General features: G+C 55.4%; 18 protein-coding genes. 15 read left to right on the plus strand and 3 right to left on the minus strand.

Annotated features, from left to right (window positions below; genetic code table 11):
* Positions 1–81 precede the first annotated feature (81 nt).
* Positions 82–789, plus strand: a complete 708-nt coding sequence (locus M5M_RS16625; RefSeq protein ID WP_015048669.1) for a polysaccharide deacetylase family protein — start codon at positions 82–84, stop codon at positions 787–789.
* A 354-nt stretch (positions 790–1,143) separates the two neighbouring features.
* On the opposite strand, the gene M5M_RS16630 is transcribed toward M5M_RS16625, so the two are convergent.
* The gene (locus M5M_RS16630) at positions 1,144–1,782 is read right to left on the minus strand and encodes a 2-dehydro-3-deoxy-6-phosphogalactonate aldolase (RefSeq protein ID WP_015048670.1); all 639 of its coding nucleotides are present in this window, start codon (positions 1,780–1,782) and stop codon (positions 1,144–1,146) included.
* Between the two features lie 216 nt (positions 1,783–1,998).
* Between M5M_RS16630 and M5M_RS16635 the strand changes: the two genes are divergently transcribed.
* From M5M_RS16635 to aldA, 8 genes are all read left to right on the plus strand, one after another.
* Entirely contained in the window at positions 1,999–3,564 is a 1,566-nt protein-coding gene (locus M5M_RS16635) for a sugar porter family MFS transporter (protein WP_015048671.1), read from the plus strand.
* Between the two features lie 27 nt (positions 3,565–3,591).
* Complete coding sequence (locus M5M_RS16640; RefSeq protein ID WP_015048672.1) at positions 3,592–4,359, plus strand: SDR family NAD(P)-dependent oxidoreductase; 768 nt, start codon at positions 3,592–3,594, stop codon at positions 4,357–4,359.
* Positions 4,360–4,380: 21 nt separating this feature from the next.
* Positions 4,381–5,535 (plus strand): mandelate racemase/muconate lactonizing enzyme family protein, encoded by a 1,155-nt coding sequence (locus M5M_RS16645; protein ID WP_015048673.1) that lies wholly within the window; start codon positions 4,381–4,383, stop codon positions 5,533–5,535.
* Between the two features lie 152 nt (positions 5,536–5,687).
* A complete protein-coding gene (locus tag M5M_RS16650; protein WP_015048674.1) occupies positions 5,688–7,973 on the plus strand; it encodes a hypothetical protein in 2,286 nt (761 codons plus the stop codon).
* 97 nt (positions 7,974–8,070) lie between these two features.
* Positions 8,071–9,210 (plus strand): mandelate racemase/muconate lactonizing enzyme family protein, encoded by a 1,140-nt coding sequence (locus M5M_RS16655; protein ID WP_015048675.1) that lies wholly within the window; start codon positions 8,071–8,073, stop codon positions 9,208–9,210.
* A 17-nt stretch (positions 9,211–9,227) separates the two neighbouring features.
* Positions 9,228–10,253 (plus strand): zinc-dependent alcohol dehydrogenase, encoded by a 1,026-nt coding sequence (locus M5M_RS16660; protein ID WP_015048676.1) that lies wholly within the window; start codon positions 9,228–9,230, stop codon positions 10,251–10,253.
* Positions 10,254–10,280: 27 nt separating this feature from the next.
* Positions 10,281–11,045, plus strand: a complete 765-nt coding sequence (locus M5M_RS16665; RefSeq protein WP_015048677.1) for an SDR family NAD(P)-dependent oxidoreductase — start codon at positions 10,281–10,283, stop codon at positions 11,043–11,045.
* A 4-nt stretch (positions 11,046–11,049) separates the two neighbouring features.
* On the plus strand, positions 11,050–12,501 hold the full coding sequence (gene aldA / locus M5M_RS16670) for an aldehyde dehydrogenase (protein WP_015048678.1): 1,452 nt from the start codon (positions 11,050–11,052) through the stop codon (positions 12,499–12,501).
* A gap of 54 nt (positions 12,502–12,555) precedes the next feature.
* On the opposite strand, the gene M5M_RS16675 is transcribed toward aldA, so the two are convergent.
* Positions 12,556–13,161, minus strand: coding sequence for a GntR family transcriptional regulator (locus M5M_RS16675; RefSeq protein WP_015048679.1), 606 nt, complete (start codon positions 13,159–13,161; stop codon positions 12,556–12,558).
* 87 nt (positions 13,162–13,248) lie between these two features.
* Between M5M_RS16675 and M5M_RS16680 the strand changes: the two genes are divergently transcribed.
* Entirely contained in the window at positions 13,249–14,133 is an 885-nt protein-coding gene (locus M5M_RS16680; protein WP_015048680.1) for a 2-dehydro-3-deoxygalactonokinase, read from the plus strand.
* A 26-nt stretch (positions 14,134–14,159) separates the two neighbouring features.
* Here M5M_RS16680 and M5M_RS16685 read toward each other — a convergent pair whose 3' ends face one another.
* On the minus strand, positions 14,160–15,056 hold the full coding sequence (locus M5M_RS16685; protein ID WP_029879213.1) for an SMP-30/gluconolactonase/LRE family protein: 897 nt from the start codon (positions 15,054–15,056) through the stop codon (positions 14,160–14,162).
* A gap of 276 nt (positions 15,057–15,332) precedes the next feature.
* On the opposite strand from M5M_RS16685, the gene M5M_RS16690 reads away from it, so the two are divergent.
* From M5M_RS16690 to M5M_RS16710, 5 genes are all read left to right on the plus strand, one after another.
* The gene (locus tag M5M_RS16690; protein ID WP_015048682.1) at positions 15,333–18,104 is read left to right on the plus strand and encodes a TonB-dependent receptor; all 2,772 of its coding nucleotides are present in this window, start codon (positions 15,333–15,335) and stop codon (positions 18,102–18,104) included.
* Between the two features lie 100 nt (positions 18,105–18,204).
* On the plus strand, positions 18,205–19,758 hold the full coding sequence (locus M5M_RS16695) for a tryptophan halogenase family protein (RefSeq protein WP_015048683.1): 1,554 nt from the start codon (positions 18,205–18,207) through the stop codon (positions 19,756–19,758).
* A 9-nt stretch (positions 19,759–19,767) separates the two neighbouring features.
* Positions 19,768–20,466: a SapC family protein gene (locus M5M_RS16700; RefSeq protein ID WP_015048684.1), complete on the plus strand. Its 699-nt coding sequence runs from the start codon at positions 19,768–19,770 to the stop codon at positions 20,464–20,466.
* Positions 20,463–21,701, plus strand: a complete 1,239-nt coding sequence (locus M5M_RS16705) for an MFS transporter (protein ID WP_015048685.1) — start codon at positions 20,463–20,465, stop codon at positions 21,699–21,701. Before M5M_RS16700 ends, M5M_RS16705 begins: the two co-directional genes overlap by 4 nt.
* A 20-nt stretch (positions 21,702–21,721) precedes the next feature.
* Positions 21,722–22,696, plus strand: coding sequence for an SMP-30/gluconolactonase/LRE family protein (locus M5M_RS16710; protein ID WP_162141138.1), 975 nt, complete (start codon positions 21,722–21,724; stop codon positions 22,694–22,696).

The following is a 22,696-nucleotide window of genomic DNA, read 5'->3' on the forward strand; positions in this document are numbered from 1 at the left end:
TGTACATGGCCGATTTCCGGGAATTGTATCGCTACAGGCTCGCAGTTAGTATTGAAGGCTTGCAGCAGGGAAAGCCTATTCATGAAGTATGCCGTTTCAGCCGTTTTTGTTCTCGCACTGATGGTTCCCGGTATGTTCTGGCTGAGCAAACAGGCCGACATTCAATTGTTGGGCGGGTTGTTTTACCGGTTGGAGACTCAGGAAAAGGTGGTGGCGCTGACCTTTGACGATGGCCCCACACCCGGAAAAACCGAACACATACTGACCATTCTGGATGCCCACGATGTGTCAGCCACCTTTTATCTGGTGGGGGAAGCCATGACACGGCACCCTGAGTATGCACGCCTGATCGTGCAAGCCGGCCATGAACTGGGTAATCATTCGTACACTCACGCCAGAATGATGTTTAAAAGTTACGATTGGATTGCAGATGAAATCGAACGAACAGACCAGCTGATACGCGACGCGGGCTATGAAGGAGAGATAACCTTTCGGCCACCCTATGGACGCAAATTTCTGATGTTACCCTTGTATCTGAAGCGCCGTCAGATTCAGACCGTAACCTGGGATGTGGAGCCCGACAGTGAATTGCCGCTGGACGCCAGCCCGGGCGCGCTCAGCCAATTTGCCATAGAACAGGTTAAGCCCGGCTCGGTCATTTTAATGCACGTGATGTTTGATTCGCGCGCGAACTCCATGGCGGCCATTGAGCCAATGATTGTTGGGTTAAAAGCGAAGGGGTATCGGTTTGTAACGGTGGCGGAGTTATTGGCGATGCGGGGGGAGTGAGCGGAGGTTTGGGGGTTTTGTGTCCCGGCTGATGCGTTGGGCCATTGAATCGTAGAAATGTTACTTTGAAATAGTTGGCAGTGATTTGCGGTACGCGGATCGAAGTATTGGGCCGTTGCTTTGAATGACCTGGCAGTGATCTGCAACAACACCCTTCCCGGATTTACAGATAGTAGTGAACTGCTGCGCGCCGACCGATGCGTCGGACCTTCGCTTTGAATGGCTTCGCAGTGACCTGCAACAACACCCTTCCCGGCCATCCCTGGCCTACAGGGTGTACCTACATCCTGTAAGCAAAAAAAGCCGCCCAAGGGCGGCTGTCTAAGGTGCAATGACGTTAACGAGAGAACTGCGTCAGTTGCGAGGGAGTTTGGCAGCGGCGGTCATGAGCAGGTCGGCTTTGGTGCGAACCTGCTCCAGCGTGTCGCCGGCTGCGTAAATGTTGGTGCCAAAGCCATAACCGCGTGCGCCTATGTCCCAGTATTCGGCCAGGTTGCCTTCGTGCATGCCGCCTACGGCCAGCGTGGTTATGTGCTTGGGCATCACCGCCATCAGTGATTTGAAATACACCGGGCCCAGGTCGCCAATGGGAAACAGTTTCAGATGCGTGGCACCCGCGCCAATGGCAGTGAAGCAATCGGTCGGGGTCAGGCAGCCGGGCAGGGATACCATGCCAGCGGCGAGAGTCGCCTTAATGACGTCGGGATTGGTATTGGGCGACACAATGATCTCGCCGCCCACGTTTTTCACCTGCTGCACCTGCTCCACCTGGGTCACCGTGCCAGCGCCGCAGATGCCGCGGCCTTCCACGGCGCGTGCCAGGCGCTCTATGCTGTTGAGCGGGTCGGGTGAATTCAGGGGAATTTCGATGATCCGGATGCCGGCATCCAGCAGGGTGGTGGCCACAGCCTCCACTTCGTCGGGTTTTACGCCCCGGATGATGGCAATCAAGGGGCATTCCGCCAGATACTGGGTAAATTGTGGGCTGGACATGCTGGGCTCCGGTTCAACACCTTTTAACAATCTGCAATCATTAAACCAGACTGAATATAAATCGTAAATAGTAAATTGTTAACAAAAAAGGCATTTGAGGGTATGATGACCTGAGTCATGCCCCTTTGTGCTCCAGACGGGTGCCAGAATACAGGCACCCCACGCCGGCCAGACCGGGGCAATAACAATAACAGCGAGTGCAACAGAGATGTCCCTATGAACAGTTTTCAGCTCACCGCCTTCCGTTTTGCTGCCATTGTGGCCTTTGGAGGCTTTATCTTCGGTCTGGACGCGGCCCTGATATCCGGTACCGTGCGGTTTGTTACTGCCGAGTTCGGATTGTCAGACCTGCAGGTAGGCACCGTGGTGAGTGCGCCCGGCTTTGGCGTTATTTTCGCGTTGCTGGTTACCGGCCGTATCTGTGATGCCCTGGGCCGCAAGGCGGCACTGTTGATTATCGCTGCTTTATATCTAGTGTCGGCGGTGACCTCGGTCATAGCGCCCAACTTTGAGGCTCTGGTGGCGGCTCGCTTTCTGGGTGGCCTGGCCTTTACCTCTCTGTCGCTGGCCTCAATGTATATCGGCGAAATTGCGCCAGCCAACATGCGCGGCAAGCTGGTGTCCATGAATCAGATCACCATCGTGGTGGGTCTATCAGCCGCTTACTTTGCCAATTACCTGATTTTGCAGGCATCCAATCATGCTGCGCCCTGGGTGGAATCTTTGGGCCTTGCCACTTACACCTGGCGCTGGATGCTGGCGGTGGAAGTGATCCCGGCGCTGATCTGGTTGCTGTTGTTGCTCACTATCCCGGAAAGTCCCCGCTGGCTGGTGCTGCAAGACCGCCTGGATGAAGCCCGTGAGGTCATGCGGCGGCTGATGCCCGAAGGTCAGGTGGAATCCCAGGTGGCCGAAATCAAGGCCAGCGTGGCGTCTGCTACCGTCACTAAAAGTTTTGCTGCGCAAGTGAAAGAATTGTTTGAGCCGCGCCTGCGCACCGCCTTCTGGATAGGGCTGGCCATTGCGGTGGTGCAACCCATTACCGGTATCAACGCCATTATGTTTTATGCGCCTACGGTATTTGAGCAGGTGGGTATTGGCACCGACGCCGCATTTTTGCAGGCAGTGGTGGTGGGTGTGGTGAGTGTGATGTTCACCGTGTTGGCGCTCCTGTTGATTGATCGCCTGGGCCGTCGCCCGTTGGTGCTGTTTGGATTGACCTGGGCTGGCCTGTCTTTGTTTGTGTGTGCCTGGTGTTTTTCAGAGGCCAGTTATCAATTGACCGAGGCTTCCATTGCCAACCTGGCGGGCAGCGTGGATATTGCCGCACTGCAGTCACTGGCCGGTGTGAGTTTCGATAGCGATGTGGCGTTCAAGCAAGCACTGAATGGCGCCCTGGGTGAGGCAGTGGCGCGCGCCAACGAGGGCGCGCTGTTACAACAGGCTATCCAGATTAACGCTACTTTGGTGTTGCTCGGCATCATGTGTTTTATCGCGGCGTTTAATTTTTCTATTGGCCCGATCATGTGGGTGTTGTTTTCCGAAATTTTCCCCATCCACGTGCGCGGCATCGCCATTCCCAGCTTTGCGCTGGTGACCAGTGTGGTGAGTTACTTTATCCAGCAGTTTTTCCCCTGGCAGTTAAATAATATGGGGGCTGCGGAAATATTCCTGTTCTACGCTGTGTCTATCAGCATCGGTTTGGCGGTATTGGCGAAGATACTGCCGGAAACCAAGAACAAATCCATTGAAGAAATTGAGGCCGCTCTGGTGCGGGTGTAAGCGGGTCTGACTAGTGAGAAGTATGGCATGAGGATATTGGCGGGTAAGGTGGTGATCGTCACCGGTGCGGCGGCAGGAATTGGTTGGGGAATTGCCAAAACCTGCGCACATGCGGGTGCCCATGTGGTGCTGGCCGATATCAATGACGCGGGTACGCGGGTAAGCGAACTGGTTGAGAAGGGTTGCAGCGCCGAGGCGCTGCGACTGGATGTGTCTGACCCGTCGGCAATCAGTGCCGCTGTGGATTCCGTATTCCGCAAGCACGGCCGCATTGATGGCTTGGTAAACAACGCGGGCGTGACGCTGGAAGGCGACTTCCTGTCTTTTTCGCTGGAAAAGCTGAATTGCTTGTTTGAAGTGAATCAACGCTCGGTCTTTTTGTTGAGCCAGGCGGTCGCCAGGGTGATGCAGCCCGGCAGTGCTATCGTCAATATTGCGTCTAATCATGCCGGTGCCAGCGTGGCCGGCTATGAAATGTATGCCGGCACCAAGGCGGCCATTGTCGCCATGTCGCGCGCCATGGCCTGGAGCCTTGGGTCTAAAGGCATAAGGGTGAATTCATTGTCGCCGGGCCTCACGCATACCGAAGCCGTGGCCAGGGTGGCGGCAGATAATCCCGGGCTTGCAGCCTCATTCAACAAAATGCATGCCGATAACCGTTACGCCAGCGTGGAAGAAATTGGCAATCTGGCGGCGTTTTTGTTGTCGGAAAATGCCGCCGCGCTCACGGGTGCCGACCTGGTGGCCGATCACGGGCTGAGTGCCAGCTTGTGTCCTACCGACGATTTGAAATAAGCGTTTTACAAGGAAAAGCGCATGAAGATTTCTGACATTAAGTGTTACCCCGCCTGGGTGGGGCATCGCAATCTGTGCCTGGTGAAGGTGGAAACCGATGAGGGTGTTTATGGTTGGGGTGAGTCGGGCTTGTCCAGCCGTGAACTCGCAGTGGCCGGTGCGGTAAAACATTTCCGCGAATTTCTGATCGGCAAAGATGCCCGCCATATTGGTTCGCTCTGGCAGGAAATGTATCGCAGTCAGTATTTTGAAGGCGGGCGGGTGCTCACCGCTGCTATTTCTGCCATCGATATCGCCCTGTGGGATATTGCCGGTAAAGCCCTGGGCGTGCCGGTACACCAGTTGTTGGGCGGCCAACAGAGAACAGAAATTCCATTGTTCGTGACCTCCACCAAGGCCTTCGGTGAGGAATTTCTCGCAGACTGTAAGCGCCTGGCCGATGCCGGCTATCAGGTGATTCGTGCCACCACCGGTGAGCATGGCAGCCCGGTAAAACCCACGACCTTTGATGTGCGTAAATCCATTGCTCTGGCCTCGGGCTGCCTCACTGAATTGCGCCAGGAATTAGGTCATGACAAGGTGTTGGGCATTGATTATCACCACCGTCTGACCGTGGCGGAAGCCGCGAGCTTTTGCCAGAAGATGCCGGTGGGCACGCTCGACTTTATTGAAGAGCCCATCCGCGATCAGACCCCGTCGGCCTATGCGGCCTTGCGTTCTATGACGGATGTGCCCTTCGCCATTGGCGAAGAGTTTGCGAGTAAATGGGATTTTGCCCCTTATCTCGAATCCGGCCTGAATCAGTTTGCCCGCATCGATGTGTGCAACGTGGGCGGTCTGACCGAGGCCATGAAGGTGGCGGCGATGGCCGAAACCCATTACATCGATGTGATGCCACATGATCCGCTGGGCCCTGTATGTACCGCAGCCACCATCCAGATGTGCGCCGCCATACCCAATTTGTCCTGGTGTGAAGTCGCGCCCTATGACACCGATAAGTCCGATCACGACCGCTTCTTTATTAACCGGCCCATCGAGACCAAAGGCGTTTACCGCGTGAGCCAGGCGCCGGGCCTGGGGGTGGATGTGAATGAAGACCTGTTGGCCGAGCAAAGCTTTAAGTTCTGGGAAGCTCCCCGCCTCTACAAGCCGGATGGATCCTATACCAACTGGTAGTGGGCAGCCCGGAAATCGGGGTCCCTGGTTGCGAAATTCGGGCTGTACACTCGCACCAATACATTGTAAATTGTTAACAAACTTAAGTGGTGTGTTGAGCGGCGAGTGATTCCGCTGCCGCACATGATTAACAGTAATAAAAAGGGGCCCCCATGATTAACCGGATTAACCGCCCGTTAGCGCGCACTTGCGCGTTAGCATTGATTCCAGCGCTCTGGCTTGCGGGCTGCAGCCAGCCTGCTCCCGAGGGCAAATCCGAAACCGTGCAGTTGGTGTATGACTTTGCTGCGGGGCTGCCAGAGAGCATGTCGGCTTCCGGTGTGGATCTGGCAGTAGCGCAGGAAGCACTGCAAGCCGTTTTCAATACTGAAACCTATCAACCCACCTTATCTATCATACCGGCACAGCCATTTGATTGGAGCAATGCCGGCGACAATATCGGTCTGGCACTGGATGTCACCAATACCGGTGATCACTCTGCCCAGTTGTTTGTCTATATCTACGACGCCGATGGCGGCTATGCCGCGCGTTCATTCAATGTGGCTGTGGGCACGCAGGAAAGCTTTATTTTCGATCTTAACGGCCCGGCGCTGGCGGTGGACACCGGCATGCGCAGCGATCCGCAGTTGTACAATTCCAGCCTCACGCCCATGACCTGGATGTGGGGTCACAAGCACATTAATCTCGCAAAGATCAGCAAAGTAGACCTGCTGATGAAAAGTATTGTGAGCGACCGGCAGGTGACCATTGATAACCTGCGTATTACCAGCAATGGCGAGTTCGAGCCCCAAAGATTGGAGGGCATTTTCGATCAGTATGGTCAGTTCGTTAACAAAGACTGGCCCGGAAAAATCCATTCCGACAAAGAGCTGATTGCCAGCCGCGATGCCGAGGCAGCTGCCATTGCCGCCGCGCCAAAGTTCGAAGATCGCAGCCTGTATGGTGGCTGGAAAAACGGACCAAAGCTTGAAGCCACCGGTTACTTCCGTACTGAAAAAGTCGGCGGCAAATGGGCGTTGGTGGATCCGGAAGGCTACTTGTTCTGGGCCACGGGCGTGGACAATATGCGCATGGCCAACACCGCCACCATGACCGGCATGGACTACCACACGGCCAATGAAAGCGAAGCAAAAGAGGCTAATCTGCCGGTGCACTCCATTGCCGCATCGGCAAAAACCACGGCGCGTGAAGGCCGTTTTGTGGCGAGCGAGCTGCGCCGCAACATGTTCGCCTGGTTGCCATCGATGGACGATCCGCTGGCCAAACATTACGGCTACCGTCCCGAAGTACACACGGGTCCGGTAAAACAGGGTGAGAGCTACAGTTTCTATCTGGCCAACTTGCAGCGTAAGTACGGCGACAATTACATGGACAGCTGGCGGCAGCTAACTCTCGACCGGCAGCTGGCCTGGGGCTTTACCACGCTGGGTAACTGGGCCGATCCAAGCCTGTACCAGAATAAAAAAATTGCTTATGTGGCCAACGGCTGGATTCTGGGAGACCACAAACGCATTTCCAGTGGCGATGATTTCTGGGGGCCGATGCATGACCCGTTTGACCCGGGCTTTGCCGATTCCGTTCGCAAAACTATCACTCAGGTAGCGGCAGAGGTGAACGGTGACCCCTGGTGCATGGGTGTGTTTATCGACAACGAGTTGAGCTGGGGCCGCATGGGCACAGAGATCGGCCATTACGGGCTGGCCATTTACACCTTGCGCCGCAATGCGGCAGACAGTCCGGCCAAGGCGGCGTTTGTGGCGCTGCTGAAAGCACAATATGAAAGTGCTGAAGCTCTGGCGGCGGCCTGGCAGCAGCCTGTAGCCGATTGGGAAAGCTTTGCAGAGGGATTCACCTATGAAGGTAAATTCACCGGCAGCATGCAGCAGGATCTGGGCGATTTGCTGGAGGCGCTGTCCACGCAGTTTTTCAAAGTAATTCAGGCCGAGCTCAAAGCGCAGATGCCCAATCACCTGTTTCTGGGTTCCCGCTTTGCCGATTGGGGCATGACCCCCGAAGTGGTGCGCGGTGCGGCCAAGCATGTTGATGTGGTCAGCTACAACTTTTACACCGAAGGCATTGCCGCCGATTGGTGGGATTTCCTGCCTGCCGTGGATATGCCGTCCATCATCGGCGAATTCCACTTTGGTGCACTCGACACCGGCGTGTTCCATGCCGGCCTGGTCTCTGCCGAAAGTCAGGCCGACAGGGGCCGCATGTTTCAGGACTATATGCGCAGCATGATCGATAACCCCTGGTTTATTGGCGCTCATTGGTTCCAGTACATCGACTCTCCCGCCTCGGGCCGGGCCTGGGATGGCGAGAACTATAACGTGGGTTTTGTGAGCTACGTAGATCAGCCTTACACCGAGTTGGTAGAGGCGGCAAAAGCACTCAATGCCGAGCTCTATCCGCGCCGATTCGGCGACCTTAAACCCTGAGCGCCTCCGGGCGCTCTGTTAACAAACCAAGCAGGCAACAAAATGCTTGACGTTAATTGTTAACAATCTACAATGGGTTAAAAATAGGAACAGATTTATGCTTGAGAACCTGGTGGATTTTGACGCGGCAGCATTGCCCGGCACTACGATCAAAGCGGTATCCATGGAGTATTACCAGGTGCCTTTGGCCGAAGTACTGTCCGATGCCAAACATGGGGACCACACCCATTTCGAATTGATTGTATGCCGCATTACCTGCAAAGACGGGCTGGAAGGCGTGGGCTACACCTACACCGGCGGCAAAGGCGGCCGGGCCATCTGGTCGCTGCTCGAGCACGACCTCAAGCCGCTGTTGCTGGGGGCTGATGCCGGTCGCATCTTCAGCTTGTGGGAAGACATGCAATATCACCTGCATTATGTGGGGCGTGGTGGCCTGGTGAGCTTTGCCATTTCTTCCGTGGATATCGCCCTGTGGGATCTGCGCTGTAAAAAACTCGAGCAACCCCTTTGGAAGGTGGCGGGCGGAGCCGGCAATAGCACGCGCTGTTATGCGGGAGGCATAGACCTGAATTTTCCGGTGGAAAAATTACAGGCGAATGTAGCCGGCTATCTGGCCCGTGGTTTTAATGCGGTGAAAATCAAAGTCGGCAAGCCCGACTACAAAGAAGACGTGGCGCGGGTGCAGGCCGTGCGTGACACCATTGGCAAAGACACAGTGTTTATGGTTGACGCCAACTATTCGCTCACCGTTGAGCAGGCCATTCGATTCAGCCGTGCCATTGAAAATCAGGACATCACCTGGTTTGAAGAGCCCACAATTCCCGATGATTACGAAGGTTATGCCCAGATCGCCGATGCCACCAGCATTCCGCTGGCCATGGGTGAGAACCTGCATACCATCTACGAATTTGAATACGCCATCGCGCAGGCCAAGCTCGGATTTTTGCAGCCCGATGCATCCAACATCGGCGGTATTACTGGTTGGTTGAAGGTGGCGCATCAGGCGCACGCCGCCAATCTGCCCGTGTGCAGTCATGGCATGCACGAGTTGCATGTGTCGCTGATGGCCTCCCAGCCCCACGCAGGTTATCTGGAAGTTCACTCCTTCCCCATTGATCAGTACACCACTCGCCCCATAGTACTGCGCGATGGGCTGGCAGTGGCACCCGATACACCGGGCACTGGCGTTGAATTTGATGAACAACTTCTCGGTCCACACCGAATCCATCTGAAATAAATTACTGAGACAAAGTCATGCAGGCAGCACAATACATCGGCGGCAAATCCTTTAACGTGGTTCAGGGCAGTTCAGTGGCGCCCGGTCCTGGCGAGGTTCGCCTGGCCGTGGGCTATGTGGGTATCTGCGGTACCGACATGCACATCTATCACGGTGTCATGGATGCACGCGTGGCACCACCGCAAATCATTGGCCATGAAATGTCTGGCACCATTGTTGAAATCGGAGCCGGTGTGGAAGGTTTTGCCGTGGGCGAAAATGTGGTGGTGCGTCCGCTCGACTATTGTGGCGAGTGCCCGGCCTGTGAAGCAGGCCATTCCCATATTTGCCACAAATTGAAATTCATGGGCATTGACTCCCCGGGCGCCTTCCAGAATTCATGGACTGTCAAAGCCCGCACGCTGCATAAACTGCCTGCCAATGTATCGCTGAAACAAGGCGCGTTGATTGAGCCACTGGCAGTGGCGGTGCACGACGTATCGCGTGCCCGCCTGAAGAAAGGTGAGCGGGCGCTGGTGATTGGCGGTGGCCCCATCGGGCAGCTGGTGGCATTGGCCGCGCGCGCCGAAGGCGCCGAGGTGATGATCAGCGAAGTGAACGATGCACGCCGGGCATTTGCCGAAACCAATGGCATTAAAACCGTGAACCCATTGGCCAGCGATATTGAAGCTGTAATCAAAGACTGGACCCAGGGCAAAGGCGCCGACGTGGTGTTTGAAGTGTCTGGCGTTAAGGCCGCAATCGAAACCATGACCAAGGTTGCCTCAGTACGTGGTCGTATTTGCATGGTGGCCATTCACTCCCAGCAGCCCCAAATCGATCTGTTCCAGTTTTTCTGGAAAGAGCTGGAACTGCTGGGTGCGCGGGTTTACGAACACGAAGATTTCGAGCGTGCCATCGCCCTGGTGGCGTCCGGCGACATTGATGTGAATAAATTTATCAGTTCAGTGAACAGCCTGAATGACATCGGCACTGCGTTCGCCGGTATGGATGGCAATCCTACCGGCATGAAAGCGCTGGTGCAGTGTAATTCCGCTGCCTGACAATCAAAGCTACAGGTTGTAATCGTTATGTTGGATCAATTCTCTCTCGCCGGTAAAACCGCACTGGTTACCGGTTGTAAGCGCGGTATCGGCAAGGCCATGGCGGTTGCGCTGGCTGAAGCGGGCGCCGATGTTATTGGTGTGTCTGCCAGCCTTGAATTACAGGGCTCAGACGTGGCGCGTGCGGTTGAAGCCACTGGCCGTCAATTTTCGGCCTATCAGTGTGACTTCGGTGATCGCGCGGCCTTGTATCAGTTCATTGAGCAGGTAAAAGCCGATCACCCGAAAATTGACGTGTTGATCAATAATGCCGGCACCATTTTGCGTGCGCCCGCCGCCGAACACCCGGATGGTATGTGGGACAAGGTGATTGACGTAAACCTCAACGCCCAGTTCATTCTGACCCGGGAAATCGGCAAAGAAATGGTTGCCCGCGGCGAGGGGAAAATTGTATTTACCGCTTCACTGCTCACTTATCAGGGCGGCATTACCGTACCCGGCTACGCCGCCAGCAAAGGCGCTTTGGGTCAGCTGGTGATGGCATTCAGTAACGAGTGGGCCGGCCGTGGTGTGAATGTGAACGCGATAGCGCCGGGCTATATTTCCACCGACAACACGGAAGCCTTGCGCAATGATCCCGAGCGGGCCAAGGCCATTCTGGGCCGCATTCCCCAGGGGCGTTGGGGCGAGCCGGAAGACTTCAAAGGCCCGGTGGTATTTCTGTCATCGCGCGCGTCCAATTACATGAACGGCAGCATCGTCCTGGTGGACGGTGGCTGGATGGGGAGGTAAGCCGGTGAACTTTCAGAATCAGGTTAACTTTATCGATGGCCAGTATGTGGCCTCGGAATCAAACGAAGCGATAGTGGTGTACAACCCCTCCACGGGCAATGCACTGGGTGAAATTCCCGCTGGCACTGCCGGTGATGCTCAGCGCGCACTGGAATCCGCACAGCAGGCGCAGAAGGGCTGGGCCAAGCTCACCGCGCGCGCCCGTGCCGGTATTCTGCGCAAGTTCGCGACATTGATCCGTGCCGAAAAAGATCTGCTGGCGCGCATGTTGGTGGCCGAGCAGGGCAAATTGATTTCTGTGGCGCAAGGAGAAGTGGAAGCCACCGCAACGTTTATTGAATACGCCTGCGATCATGCGCTCACCATCGAAGGCGATATCCTGCCGTCCGATCACGAAAACGAAACCATCTATATTCACAAGGTGCCGCGCGGTGTGGTGGTAGCCATTACCGCCTGGAATTTTCCACTGGCATTGGCCGGCCGGAAAATCGGCCCGGCATTGATCACCGGCAATAGCATTGTGGTTAAGCCCACACAGGAAACACCGCTCACCACCATGGAGTTGGGTCGCCTGGCGAATGACGCGGGCATCCCCGCCGGTGTGCTGAACATTGTGAATGGCAGCGGTTCCGTAGTGGGGCAACACCTGTGCGAAAGTGAAATCACCCAATTGATTACCATGACGGGCTCAACCCGTGCGGGCCAGATTATTCATCAGGCGTCCGGTAAGCACCTGACGCCCGTGATGCTGGAACTGGGTGGCAAGGCGCCGATGATCGTGATGGACGATGCAGACCTGGAACAGGCGGCAGAAGATGCCTTGTGGGCCCGCTTTGCCAATTGCGGCCAGGTATGTACCTGTGCCGAACGCTTGTATGTTCACGCCGATGTGCACGATGAGTTCATGGCGATTTTCCTGAACAAGGTGGCCGGCCTGAAGGTGGGCGATCCCATGGATGAATCCACGCAGATGGGGCCAAAGGTCAACAAGCGTGAAATCGAACAGATTCACGGGTTAGTGCAGAAATCCATCGAACAGGGTGCGGTATTGGCGTGCGGCGGTAAGCCTGCGGCTGTGGCCGGTTTCGAGGGCGGTAACTTCTATGAGCCCACAGTGCTCACCAACGTACAGCAGGATAACATTCTGGTGCACGAAGAAACCTTCGGCCCGATTCTTCCGGTGGTAAAGATCACCAGCATTGATGAGGCGATCGCCTACACTAATGACAGCGAATACGGATTGTCGGCTTATCTGTACACCAAAAATCTGGTGTCCATCCAGCGTGCCATCAAGGAAATGGAAGTGGGCGAGGTGTATGTTAACCGCGGTATCGGTGAGCAACACCAGGGTTTTCACAATGGCTGGAAAATGTCGGGTATGGGCGGTGAAGATGGCAAGTACGGCCTCGAGCAGTACCTGGAAAAGAAAACCGTTTATATGAAAGAGCTGGGTTGAGTTCAACCCATAAAAAAGCCCGGCATTGCCGGGCTTTTTTAACGCAATAGCCATTTATTTGATGTTGGACTTAATGGCCTTGACGGCGCCTTTGATGTCGCCGGCTTTAAGGGCTTCGGAAATGGCGCGGTGTTCGTCCACACATTCTTTGGATTGGCGGATGCGCTGGTAGTTCATGCGCATCCGCATCACCATAGGTTGCCACAGATTCACCAGCTCGCTGCCGCCGGCTTTGTTGACCAGGTAGCGATGAAAATCGATGTCTGCTTTGGTGACTTCGGTAAAGTCTTCAACGTCAAAGGCGCTCTGTATGCGATCCAATATGGCGTCGAGATTGTCGAAGTCGATGACGGTGAGTTTGTTTTTCAGGCTCTGAACCGCGAAGGTTTCAATTTTAACGCGGATGTCCATCATCAATTCCTGCAACGCAGGATTGAGCACGTCATTTACCGACATGCCGCAATTATTTTTGGCAACCAGCAAGCCTTCTTTGGTGAGCTGCAGTAATACATCGCGTACCGGGCCGCGTGAAACCCCGAAGCGATTGGCCAGTTGTTGCTCATTGAGTTTTTCGTTGGGAGCCAGGGAGCCGGCGATGATATCGGAGCGGATTTGATCGGCGATCTGATCCCTGACCGGAACGATTTTGTTCTCTTGCATGTGATGTCCGTCGAGTCACTAGTGGGCAAACGTGTAACGGTCTAAGAGTATATCAACTGAATATTGTTTACAATGTAAGGTGTATTTATGCGACTTTTCTGCGATTGGGGTACCAGCAGTTTCCGGCTGTTTCTGGTGAATGAACAGGGGGATGTGGTCACCCATACCGCCAGCAGTCAGGGTGTGTCGCGCCTGCCCAGGGCTGAGCAGCCGGCGTATCTGCTGGCGCAGGCGCAGCAACTGGTAACCAGTCCGGCAGATCTGGATGTGCTGATTTGCGGTATGGCGGGCTCTGGTCTGGGGCTGGCCAATGCCGGTTACCAGGCCTGCCCGGCGGACGCGCGCCAGCTGGCACGGCATCTGGTACCGGTTACAGTGCCTTCGCTGGGCAGGGTGCAACTGGTGCCGGGCCTGAGCGATGAGCAGACCGGTGCTGACGTGATGCGCGGCGAGGAGACCCAGCTGTTGGGTTGGCTGTGTATGTCGGAACTGCACCAACACGGTCAACATAGGGTCTGCTTGCCGGGTACTCACAGTAAATGGGTGCAGGTACAGGAGGGCGTCATCCGTGGATTTTCCACCGCCTTTACCGGCGAGCTGTACGGACTGCTGGTTAGCCAGTCCACGCTCAAGCCCGCCACAGACAGCCACAGTGATGAGGGTTTTCAGTTGGGGCTTGACGCCAGTCGCAGCAAGCAACCGCTGTTGAACAGCCTGTTTACCACGCGTAGCAAGGTGCTGCTTTACCAGATGCCGGCCGAGTGCGCGGCCAGCTATTTGTCTGGCCTGCTCATAGGTACCGAAGTGAGAGAATTCAGCGCCGCGGGTGATGGGCCTGTGCATATCATTGCCAATGGCCGGCTGTCTGCGCTCTACGCCAAGGCCATGGCGTTCTACCAGCTTGAATGCCAGGTGCACCAGGGCGATGGTTTGTCGGTGGCCGGTTTGGGAAAAATTGCGGAGTTGATGTAATCGAGGCAGGTTTTTCTAAAAGCTTGCTAAACGGGCAGTTGGTCTTTGAACCGGTACTCGGGTTTGCCGGTGTAGGCGGTTTCATAAATGAACAGGTTGCCGGCGCCGGGTTCGGCAGCCAGTGCTTCTTCACTCAGGCTGTAGGTGGCGCTGCTCGTTACCAACCAATTGTGCGACGGGCCGGCAAAGGTGGGGCAGGCGGGTTGCGACACCGGCAGCTGCAGCCGGTCGGAAATTTTTCCCGCGGGTGAAATACGCACCAGTTGGCTGCTGCCCCAGAGTGCATTCCAAAGGTGGCCTTCACTGTCGGTCACAGAGCCATCCGGGTTGCAGTGGGGTGGCAAGTTAATCAGGCTGCGACCGGCGCCTAGGGTGCCGTTTTCCAGATCAAACGCAAACGCCTCAATGCATTTTTTGGTGCTGTCGGAAAAATACAGAATACGGCTATCGGGCGACCAGCAAATGGAGTTGCTGAGCCGTACATTGTGCAAATGTTGTGAGACAGTGCCATCAGGTGCAACGCAATAGAGCCCGCCCTGTTCCTCGGGGTCATCGGAATAGCAGTGCTCGCGATCAATCAGGCTGCCCACCCAGAAGCGGCCAGCCGCGTCGCAGCGGCCGTCATTCATGCGCAGCTTTTTGCCCTCGGGCAGCTTCCAGAACCAGCGGATTTCTCCGGTCTCTGGTAAATACTTTGCCAAGCCGCTTTGAAACGCGGCCAGCAGCCAGGGGCTCCGCTCAATCATGGCAAATGAACAGAGGTCTTCAGGCAGGGAAAAGGACTCCAGTGCCTGGGTTTGCACCTGGTAGCGGTAGAACACCTTGCCGGGCATGTCAGTCCAGAGCAATTTGCCGGTGTGTTCGTCCCACAATACGCATTCGCCCAGCCCGTTGTGCACTGAAACTTCATCCATTAGCCGCATAACTGATTCCACTGATTGACTGCGCCGGTTTCATTCTATCGCCCAGATCTGCTTGGGCAAAATCAAGAAATTAATGCCTTTGTCTGGGGTTGTTGGCCTTGACAGCGCTAATCATATCGTAGATTGTTAACAATTGACACGTTTGTGTCAGGTGCCTGTCGGGGTTGACCACCCTGCAAGTGGAAGGCGTTGACCGGCGCAATGGGCGGGCAAGCTCCCGTTATCGAGGACATCCAATAAAAACCAGAGTGTAAAAGGTCTGGAGGAGAGCACTTAATGAGTAGGGTAATCAATTCGTTTAAACGCGGGGCATTAGCCGCGTCTGTGGCAATGATCAATGCCGGCCTGCTGTTGCCGGCGAGCGCCCTGGCGCAGGATGAGGTACTGGAGGAAGTAGTAGTCTCCGGGATTCGCAGCTCGCTGACCAATGCTATGGACATCAAGCGCGATGCCACCGGCGTGGTAGACGCGATTTCTGCTGAAGATATCGGTAAGTTTCCCGACACCAACCTTGCGGAATCCTTGCAGCGCATCACCGGTGTATCCATCGATCGCACCGGCAACGAAGGTAACCAGGTAACGGTGCGGGGTTTCGGCCCGCAGTTCAATCTGGTCACCATGAATGGCCGTCAGATGCCCAATTCCACCGCCTTGGGTTCACAGGCGGTATCACGCAGTTTCAACTTCCGTGAGATAGCGTCGGAAAGTGTATCCGGTGTGGAAGTGCACAAAACCGGCCGGGCCGATGTGCCCTCGGGTGGTATCGGTGCCACCATTGATATCAAAACCCATCGCCCGTTTGATTTTGATGAGCTGGTGCTTCAGGGCTCCATCAAGGGCGTTGTGGATACCAGCGTAAACAACGGTGACAAAATCACGCCCGAAGTTTCAGCCCTGTACAGCCAGACGTTTGCTGACGACAAGTTCGGTGTGTTGCTGGCCTTCTCTCACGCAGAGCGCAATTACGGCCAGGACCGCATCGGCACCCAGAATGGCTGGAGCCGTGGTTACCCCGGCATTGTCAGTGCCGATACCAGTGCGATCGATACCAGCCGCAACCCCACACTGGCTACCTGGCGCATTCCCACCGTAGACCTGGATAAATCCGACTACACCCGCGAGCGCCAGAATGCACAGCTGGTGCTGCAATTTGCACCTATGGATAACCTGACCATTACCGGTGACTACAATCTGTCGCGCCTGGATGAGCGCGGCGATATGAACCGCATGAGTTTCTGGTTTGATTGGGTTGAGACCGGCACCGCCGATGTGAACGGCACCATCATCGATCAGTTCAAATCCGATGATGAGCTGAACTTCTGGGGCTGGGAATACGCGTTCAAAACTGATAATGACGCCTATGGCCTGAACGTAGAATGGGATGTGAGTGACTCACTCACGTTGGAATTGGACCTGAGCAATGCCACCTCGCACGCCAACCCCGGTGCGCTGCCGGCTGAAACCATTGCCAACCTGAAAAACCCCTTCGGCGCGGCGGCGCCAGTAGATATTTCCGCTGACTTTACCGGCAAGCTGCCCACTGTGTCATACGATGATTCCGGGTTACCAGGGGGCGCCTATGCGCTAAGCAACATTGAAGGCGACCTCTATCAGGAGCGCGGCCGTGAAATGAAAAACACCATCAGTCAGGCGCGGTTTGCCGGTGTTTGGCGTAATCAGGATGGCGGTGCGCTCGAAGCGATTAATTTCGGCCTGGAAAAAACCCAGTACGACGTGGATGTGGTTGAGCTTTACAGCGGTAACTTCGGCTTAGGTGGCGGTGCCATGGATATCTCAGGTCTGGACCTGACCTTTATCCCGGGTGCCATCGGCTTTGAATACATTCCGCAGTTCTCAACCCGTCAGTTCATGGACCTGGTGGATCAGCAAGGGCTGCGCACACCTACCAGCCTGAGCAAAAACGGCATTGAAGAAGACACCACGGCTGCGTTTATGTCGCTGGATTTCGCCACCGATTTCAACGGCATGACCGTACGCACCAACGCCGGTGTTCGCTATGAAAAAACCAATGTGGATTCCTACACGGTGACCAATCCGGTAGTAGGCTTTAACTGGATTACCCCATTGGAAATGTCGAAGGTCCTGGCTGCTGATGAGCAGGCGGAAACGTTGGATGGTGACTATGAACACTTCCTGCCAAACCTGTCTGTGGCAATGGAACTGACCGACTCGGTTACCGCACGTGCCGCTTACAGCCGCACCGTTGCGCGCAGTAACATCGATGCCATGTATCCGGGTACCAATCTGACCAACCATCTGTCTACCGGGCCATTCAAAGCCAATCAGGGTAACCCGGGGCTGTTGCCTTACACCTCCGACAACATGGACTTCAGCCTGGAGTGGTACTACGACGAAGGCAGCTACATTTCCGGCGGTTACTTCCGTAAAAATGTAGACAACTTTATTGCTGTCGGTCAGGAAGACCGGGTAATCGAAGGTCCTGATGGCCCTCTGACTGACCCGTCGGCGGCCGCTCGTCCGGGATGTCCAGGTGGTTCTGCGCTGAATCCGGTTCCAGCTTGCTTGTCACAACCCGGCGACCCGGTCATTACCTGGGAAGTGACCACGCCCCAGAACCTCAACAACTCCACCGTTGACGGCTGGGAATTCAACGTGCAGCACATGTTCGGGGAATCCGGTTTTGGGGTGATTGCTAACTACACCATGGTAGACAGCAAGGACAAGTACGACGTCTACAGTCTGGAAAATGATCTGGCGCTGCCGGGTCTGAGTGACTCGGCGAACCTGGTGGGCTTTTATGAAAACCACGGCTTCCAGGCGCGTATTGCTTACAACTGGCGCGACAAATTCCTTCTGGCCAGCGGTATTGAACCCACCTTCACAGCGGCCTACAGCCAGGTGGACCTGAGTGCCAGCTACGACATCACTGAAAACTTCAACGTGTTTGTTGAAGGCCTGAATGTGACTGACGAAGCAACACATCGGTATGGTCGTTGGGAAAACCAGATCCGCGACTATGAGGAATATGGTCCCCGCTACAACATTGGCGTGCGCGCCAAGTTCTGATGTTTACATCCAAGACCGCCTTCGGGCGGTCTTTTCCCGATGTTTTTCGTAAGTGGCCCGTTATGTCGGCTACTTCCGTAAACCTTCGTGATAGGTTGATATGGAAAACAAAGCGGTAAGAAAAGTAGTGATCGTGGGCGGCGGCACGGCCGGTTGGCTGACGGCCGGTGTGCTTGCGGCCCGGCTACGTAGCCAATCAGGTCATGCGGTCAGCGTCACCTTGGTGGAATCGCCGGCTGTGAAAACCGTGGGCGTGGGTGAGGGCACCTGGCCGAGTATGCGGCGCACTTTGAAAGCGATAGGGGTCAGTGAAACCGAGCTGATTCGCCGCTGTAACGCCACCTTCAAACAGGGCGCAAAATTTGCGCGCTGGGTCACCGGCTCCGCACAGGATCACTACTATCATCCGCTGATTCAACCCAATGGTTTTCATGATTTCAATCTCGCACCCTACTGGCTGAAACAGAGCGAACAGGCCAGTTTCTCGGCCGCTGTTTGTCCCCAAGATGCTCTGTGCGACGCCGGACTTGCGCCCAAAAAAATCACCACGCCGGAGTACGCCGGCATTGCCAACTATGCCTACCATCTGGATGCGGGCGCCTTTGCGGATTTTCTGCGAGAGCATTGCGTGACCCGCCTCGATGTGCTGCATCGCCAGGCCCATGTGTCTGAGGTGCGAAGTGACGATCAGGGCGATATCGTGGGTGTCGAGACGAATCAGGGTTTGATAGCAGGCGATTTTTTTATCGATTGCACCGGCAGCCAATCCCTGCTCTTAGGGCAACAGCTTCAGGTTCCCTTCGTGTGCAAAAAGCATCAGCTGTTTGTTGATCAGGCCCTGGCGGTGCACGTCCCCTATGATTCGGATGATGCGCCGGTGGCGTCTCACACCGTCAGTACCGCGCAGAGTGCCGGATGGATCTGGGATATCGGTTTGCAGAATCGGCGCGGCGTGGGCCACGTGTATTCCAGCGCACACCAGTCGCCGGAGATGGCAGAGCGGGAGTTGATGGATTACATCGCGGCCTCTGGCGCGTCGGTAGAAAATTTGTCACCAAAACACATCGCCATTCATCCCGGTCACCGGGCGCAATTCTGGAAAAACAATTGCGTGGCCATTGGCATGTCGGCGGGCTTTCTCGAGCCGTTGGAAGCCTCGGCCATCTTACTGATCGAAATAGCCGCAGGCTATATTGCAGATCAGTTCCCCGCCAGCCGGTTTGCCATGGAGCAACTGGCACGCAAATACAATGACACCTTCCTGTACCGCTGGGAACGCATCATCGAATTTCTCAAGCTGCATTATGTGTTGAGTCAACGCAGTGATACCGCTTTCTGGCGCGATAACCGAAACGCGCAATCAATGCCTGAAAGCCTACAGCAGTGGTTGAGCTACTGGCGGGAACAAAGCCCCTGGCACGGTGACTTCGACCGCGCGGTAGAAGTATTTCCGGCCGCCAGCTATCAGTATGTGTTGTATGGCATGGGTTTTGAAACCCGAACGGACTGGCCACCGGTAAGCGAACAATCCCTTGCGCGCGCGCGCACGCTGTTTCAGCAAGCCCAGAGTGATACCAATCAGCTTCTGAGAGGCCTGCCGGACCACCGCACGCTGCTGAATAAAATCAAACACTATGGCCTGCAAGCCGTTTAAGAGGACTCTATGACCCGAGCAGAAATTATCCAACCCACTGAGCATGCCAAACTCCGGATAGTGCGCGGGCATGGCGCGTCATTTGGCGAAACCGCTCATTTTGTGCCGGTGGTGGCGGAAGAGTTGCGGGCTCTGGTGCTGGAGTACCCGGTGTTTATCATGAAGGATGAAGACACCGGCCAGTTCGGGCTCAACGCACTTTTAGGCCTGGCACCCGGAGAGAATCTGTATTTGCGAGACGATGGGTGGAATGCCAGCTACCTGCCCATCCATATTCAACGGCAGCCATTTTTGGTAGCGAATACCCACGAAGGTGAAGGAAAAATTGCGTTGGATATGGCCAGTAGCCGGGTGTCACAAACCGAAGGAGAACCCTTGTTTGATGAAAATGGCAATGCGACTGGTTATCTGGAGTCTATGCGTGCACTGTTGTCGCGGTTGATGCTGGGCATAAGGGCGACGCAGGCGTTTCTCGACAAACTAGTCGAGTTGGATCTGATTGAAGCTAAGCAACTGACTATTTCACTGCCGGGTGGCGAGCAAAAGCGATTTGCCGGATTTTACTCCATCAACGAACAACGGTTGCAGGCATTGGCGCCAGACCAGCTGCAGGCTTTCTACGCCAGCGGTTACCTGCAAGCCAGCTACCTGTTGCTGGCCTCTGCCGGCAATGTGCAGAAGTTGGTTGCCGCTAAGGTCGCGCGATGAACCGGTTTGGTGTGCTGGCGCTGGTTTTTATCAGCGTGGTGATCAATTACATGGATCGCACCAATATATCGGTAGCCTCTGGCGCACTCAGCGCGGAACTGAATCTTTCCAGTGTGCAAATGGGGCTGATATTTTCAGCCTTTGGTTGGACCTATTCCATTCTGCAGATCCCAGGCGGCATTGCCGTTGATCTGATCAGGGTGCGATTGCTGTACCCATTTATTTTGTTTGCCTGGTCCCTGGTCACACTGGTGCAGGGGCTGGTATCCAGCTTTGCCGCCTTGATCGGCTGTCGCATGGCTATTGGGGTGTTTGAGGCACCGTCCTACCCCTGCAACAACAAAATTGTTACCCAATGGTTTCCTGAACAACAGCGTGCCGGTGCAATCGCCGTTTACACCTCAGGCCAGTTTATCGGTCTGGCGTTTCTGATGCCGTTTCTGACTTACATACAAAGTGTTTTCGGTTGGCGTGGCTTGTTTATTATTTCCGGCGTCATCGGCATGGTATGGGCGTTTATCTGGTATTGGCTCTATCGCGATCCCGAGACGCCCGCTGAGGAAAAACACATTCAGCGTTATTCAGGTGCCGATCTGTGGGCTGCGTTAACGCACCCGAAACTGATGGGAATTTATCTGGCGCAGTTCTGCCTGGGTGGCACCCTGATCTTTTTTCTGACCTGGTTTCCCACCTATCTGGTGGAGTACCGGGGGCTCGATTTCATTAAGTCCGGTTGGTTGGCGTCGGTGCCATTTCTGGCGGCGTTTGCCGGTGTGCTTTTGTCGGGCTTTGTGTCCGATGCACTGGCACGCCGTGGTTATAGCGTGGAATTAGCGCGCAAAGCGCCGGTGGTACTGGGTCTGTTGTTGTCTGGTGCGATTGTGGGCGCCAATTACACCGAGGACACGGCTTGGGTGATTGCCTTCCTGTCCATTGCATTTTTTGGCAATGGCCTGGCCTCTATTGCCTGGGTTTTCGTGTCTTTGTTGGCGCCAGCGCGTTTTCTCGGGTTGGTTGGCGGCTGTTTCAATTTTATCGGCGGGCTCTCCGCGGTGGTGGTGCCCACGGTGATTGGCTTTCTGGTGACAGACGGGGATTTCAAACCGGCTCTGCTGTTTATCGCGCTGCTCGCCTTAGTGGGCTCGTGCAGTTATCTGTTTATCGTTGGGCGTATAGAAAAAGTATCGTTCAGCGCCGCAACAACAACCGACTTCAGTGAGGTAAAAGCAGGATGAAGTGGCTATTGGCGTTTGCAATGTTAGTTACTGGTCTGGTGGATGCGGGCGAGTTGGCGGGCTATCCCGAAACCGGGCGGATTGAACGCTTGAGTGCAGACGCCGACCAGTTGCTGGCGTCTGATGCAAAGGTTCGCGTGCTGGCCGAAGGGTTCAAATGGACCGAAGGCCCTTTGTGGATAACTGAAGGTGACTACCTGCTGTTTTCAGATATCCCCAACAACCGCGTATTGCGTTTTGATTTTGAGCAAGGGATCAGACCCTATCTCGAAAAAACCGGCGCCGACAACCTGCACCCTGGCGATTCACCCCAGGGGTCCAATGGCATGGTATTGGATGGAGCGGGGCGCTTATTGCTTTTGCAGCAGGGCAACAGACGCATAGTGCGTATGGACGCTTCGCTGGATAAGCCGGCCAAACCATTCAGCCCGGTTGCAGAAAATTATCAGGGCAAACGCCTGAACAGCCCAAACGACATGGTGCGCAACCCCAACGGTTTTTTCTATTTCACTGACCCTGCCTACGGCATGCTTTATGGCGTGGATGACCCCAACAAAGAACTTGCTTATCAAGGCGTATTCCGGTTGGCGGAAAATGGTGAGCTGGACCTGATGGACAGTGAACTCACTCATCCGAATGGCATTGGCCAGAGCCCGAATGGCGGTCGGGTTTATGTGGCGGTCTCTGATGCTGAGGCGCCGGCTTGGTATGAATACCGTGTCAACAAGCAAGGCGATCTGGTGGACCGGAAGCTGTTTTTTGATGCGTCGGCATTTGCGATTGAAGGTCATGGCGTGCCCGATGGTATGGCGGTGCATTCCAGCGGGGTGATCTTTGCGACCGGGCCAGGAGGGGTTTGGCTGTTCAGTCCGGATGCTACGCCATTAGCACGTATTTATACGGGCCGGCTCACGGCCAATTGTGCCCTGTCGGCGGATGAAAAGATTCTGTTTATTACCGCGCACGATAGCCTGATGGCCATAGCGCTCAAATAA

This window comes from Simiduia agarivorans SA1 = DSM 21679 (assembly GCF_000305785.2).
Lineage (GTDB): Bacteria > Pseudomonadota > Gammaproteobacteria > Pseudomonadales > Cellvibrionaceae > Simiduia > Simiduia agarivorans.

Excerpts from the sequence above, each read along its gene's own strand:
- M5M_RS16625 (WP_015048669.1), top strand. The coding sequence starts at position 82 with ATGAAGTATGCCGTTTCAGCCGTTTTTGTTCTCGCACTGATGGTTCCC.
- M5M_RS16630 (WP_015048670.1), bottom strand. The coding sequence starts at position 1,782 with ATGTCCAGCCCACAATTTACCCAGTATCTGGCGGAATGCCCCTTGATT.
- M5M_RS16635 (WP_015048671.1), top strand. The coding sequence starts at position 1,999 with ATGAACAGTTTTCAGCTCACCGCCTTCCGTTTTGCTGCCATTGTGGCC.
- M5M_RS16640 (WP_015048672.1), top strand. The coding sequence starts at position 3,592 with ATGAGGATATTGGCGGGTAAGGTGGTGATCGTCACCGGTGCGGCGGCA.
- M5M_RS16645 (WP_015048673.1), top strand. The coding sequence starts at position 4,381 with ATGAAGATTTCTGACATTAAGTGTTACCCCGCCTGGGTGGGGCATCGC.
- M5M_RS16650 (WP_015048674.1), top strand. The coding sequence starts at position 5,688 with ATGATTAACCGGATTAACCGCCCGTTAGCGCGCACTTGCGCGTTAGCA.
- M5M_RS16655 (WP_015048675.1), top strand. The coding sequence starts at position 8,071 with ATGCTTGAGAACCTGGTGGATTTTGACGCGGCAGCATTGCCCGGCACT.
- M5M_RS16660 (WP_015048676.1), top strand. The coding sequence starts at position 9,228 with ATGCAGGCAGCACAATACATCGGCGGCAAATCCTTTAACGTGGTTCAG.
- M5M_RS16665 (WP_015048677.1), top strand. The coding sequence starts at position 10,281 with ATGTTGGATCAATTCTCTCTCGCCGGTAAAACCGCACTGGTTACCGGT.
- M5M_RS16675 (WP_015048679.1), bottom strand. The coding sequence starts at position 13,161 with ATGCAAGAGAACAAAATCGTTCCGGTCAGGGATCAGATCGCCGATCAA.
- M5M_RS16680 (WP_015048680.1), top strand. The coding sequence starts at position 13,249 with ATGCGACTTTTCTGCGATTGGGGTACCAGCAGTTTCCGGCTGTTTCTG.
- M5M_RS16685 (WP_029879213.1), bottom strand. The coding sequence starts at position 15,056 with ATGCGGCTAATGGATGAAGTTTCAGTGCACAACGGGCTGGGCGAATGC.
- M5M_RS16690 (WP_015048682.1), top strand. The coding sequence starts at position 15,333 with ATGAGTAGGGTAATCAATTCGTTTAAACGCGGGGCATTAGCCGCGTCT.
- M5M_RS16695 (WP_015048683.1), top strand. The coding sequence starts at position 18,205 with ATGGAAAACAAAGCGGTAAGAAAAGTAGTGATCGTGGGCGGCGGCACG.
- M5M_RS16700 (WP_015048684.1), top strand. The coding sequence starts at position 19,768 with ATGACCCGAGCAGAAATTATCCAACCCACTGAGCATGCCAAACTCCGG.
- M5M_RS16705 (WP_015048685.1), top strand. The coding sequence starts at position 20,463 with ATGAACCGGTTTGGTGTGCTGGCGCTGGTTTTTATCAGCGTGGTGATC.
- M5M_RS16710 (WP_162141138.1), top strand. The coding sequence starts at position 21,722 with ATGTTAGTTACTGGTCTGGTGGATGCGGGCGAGTTGGCGGGCTATCCC.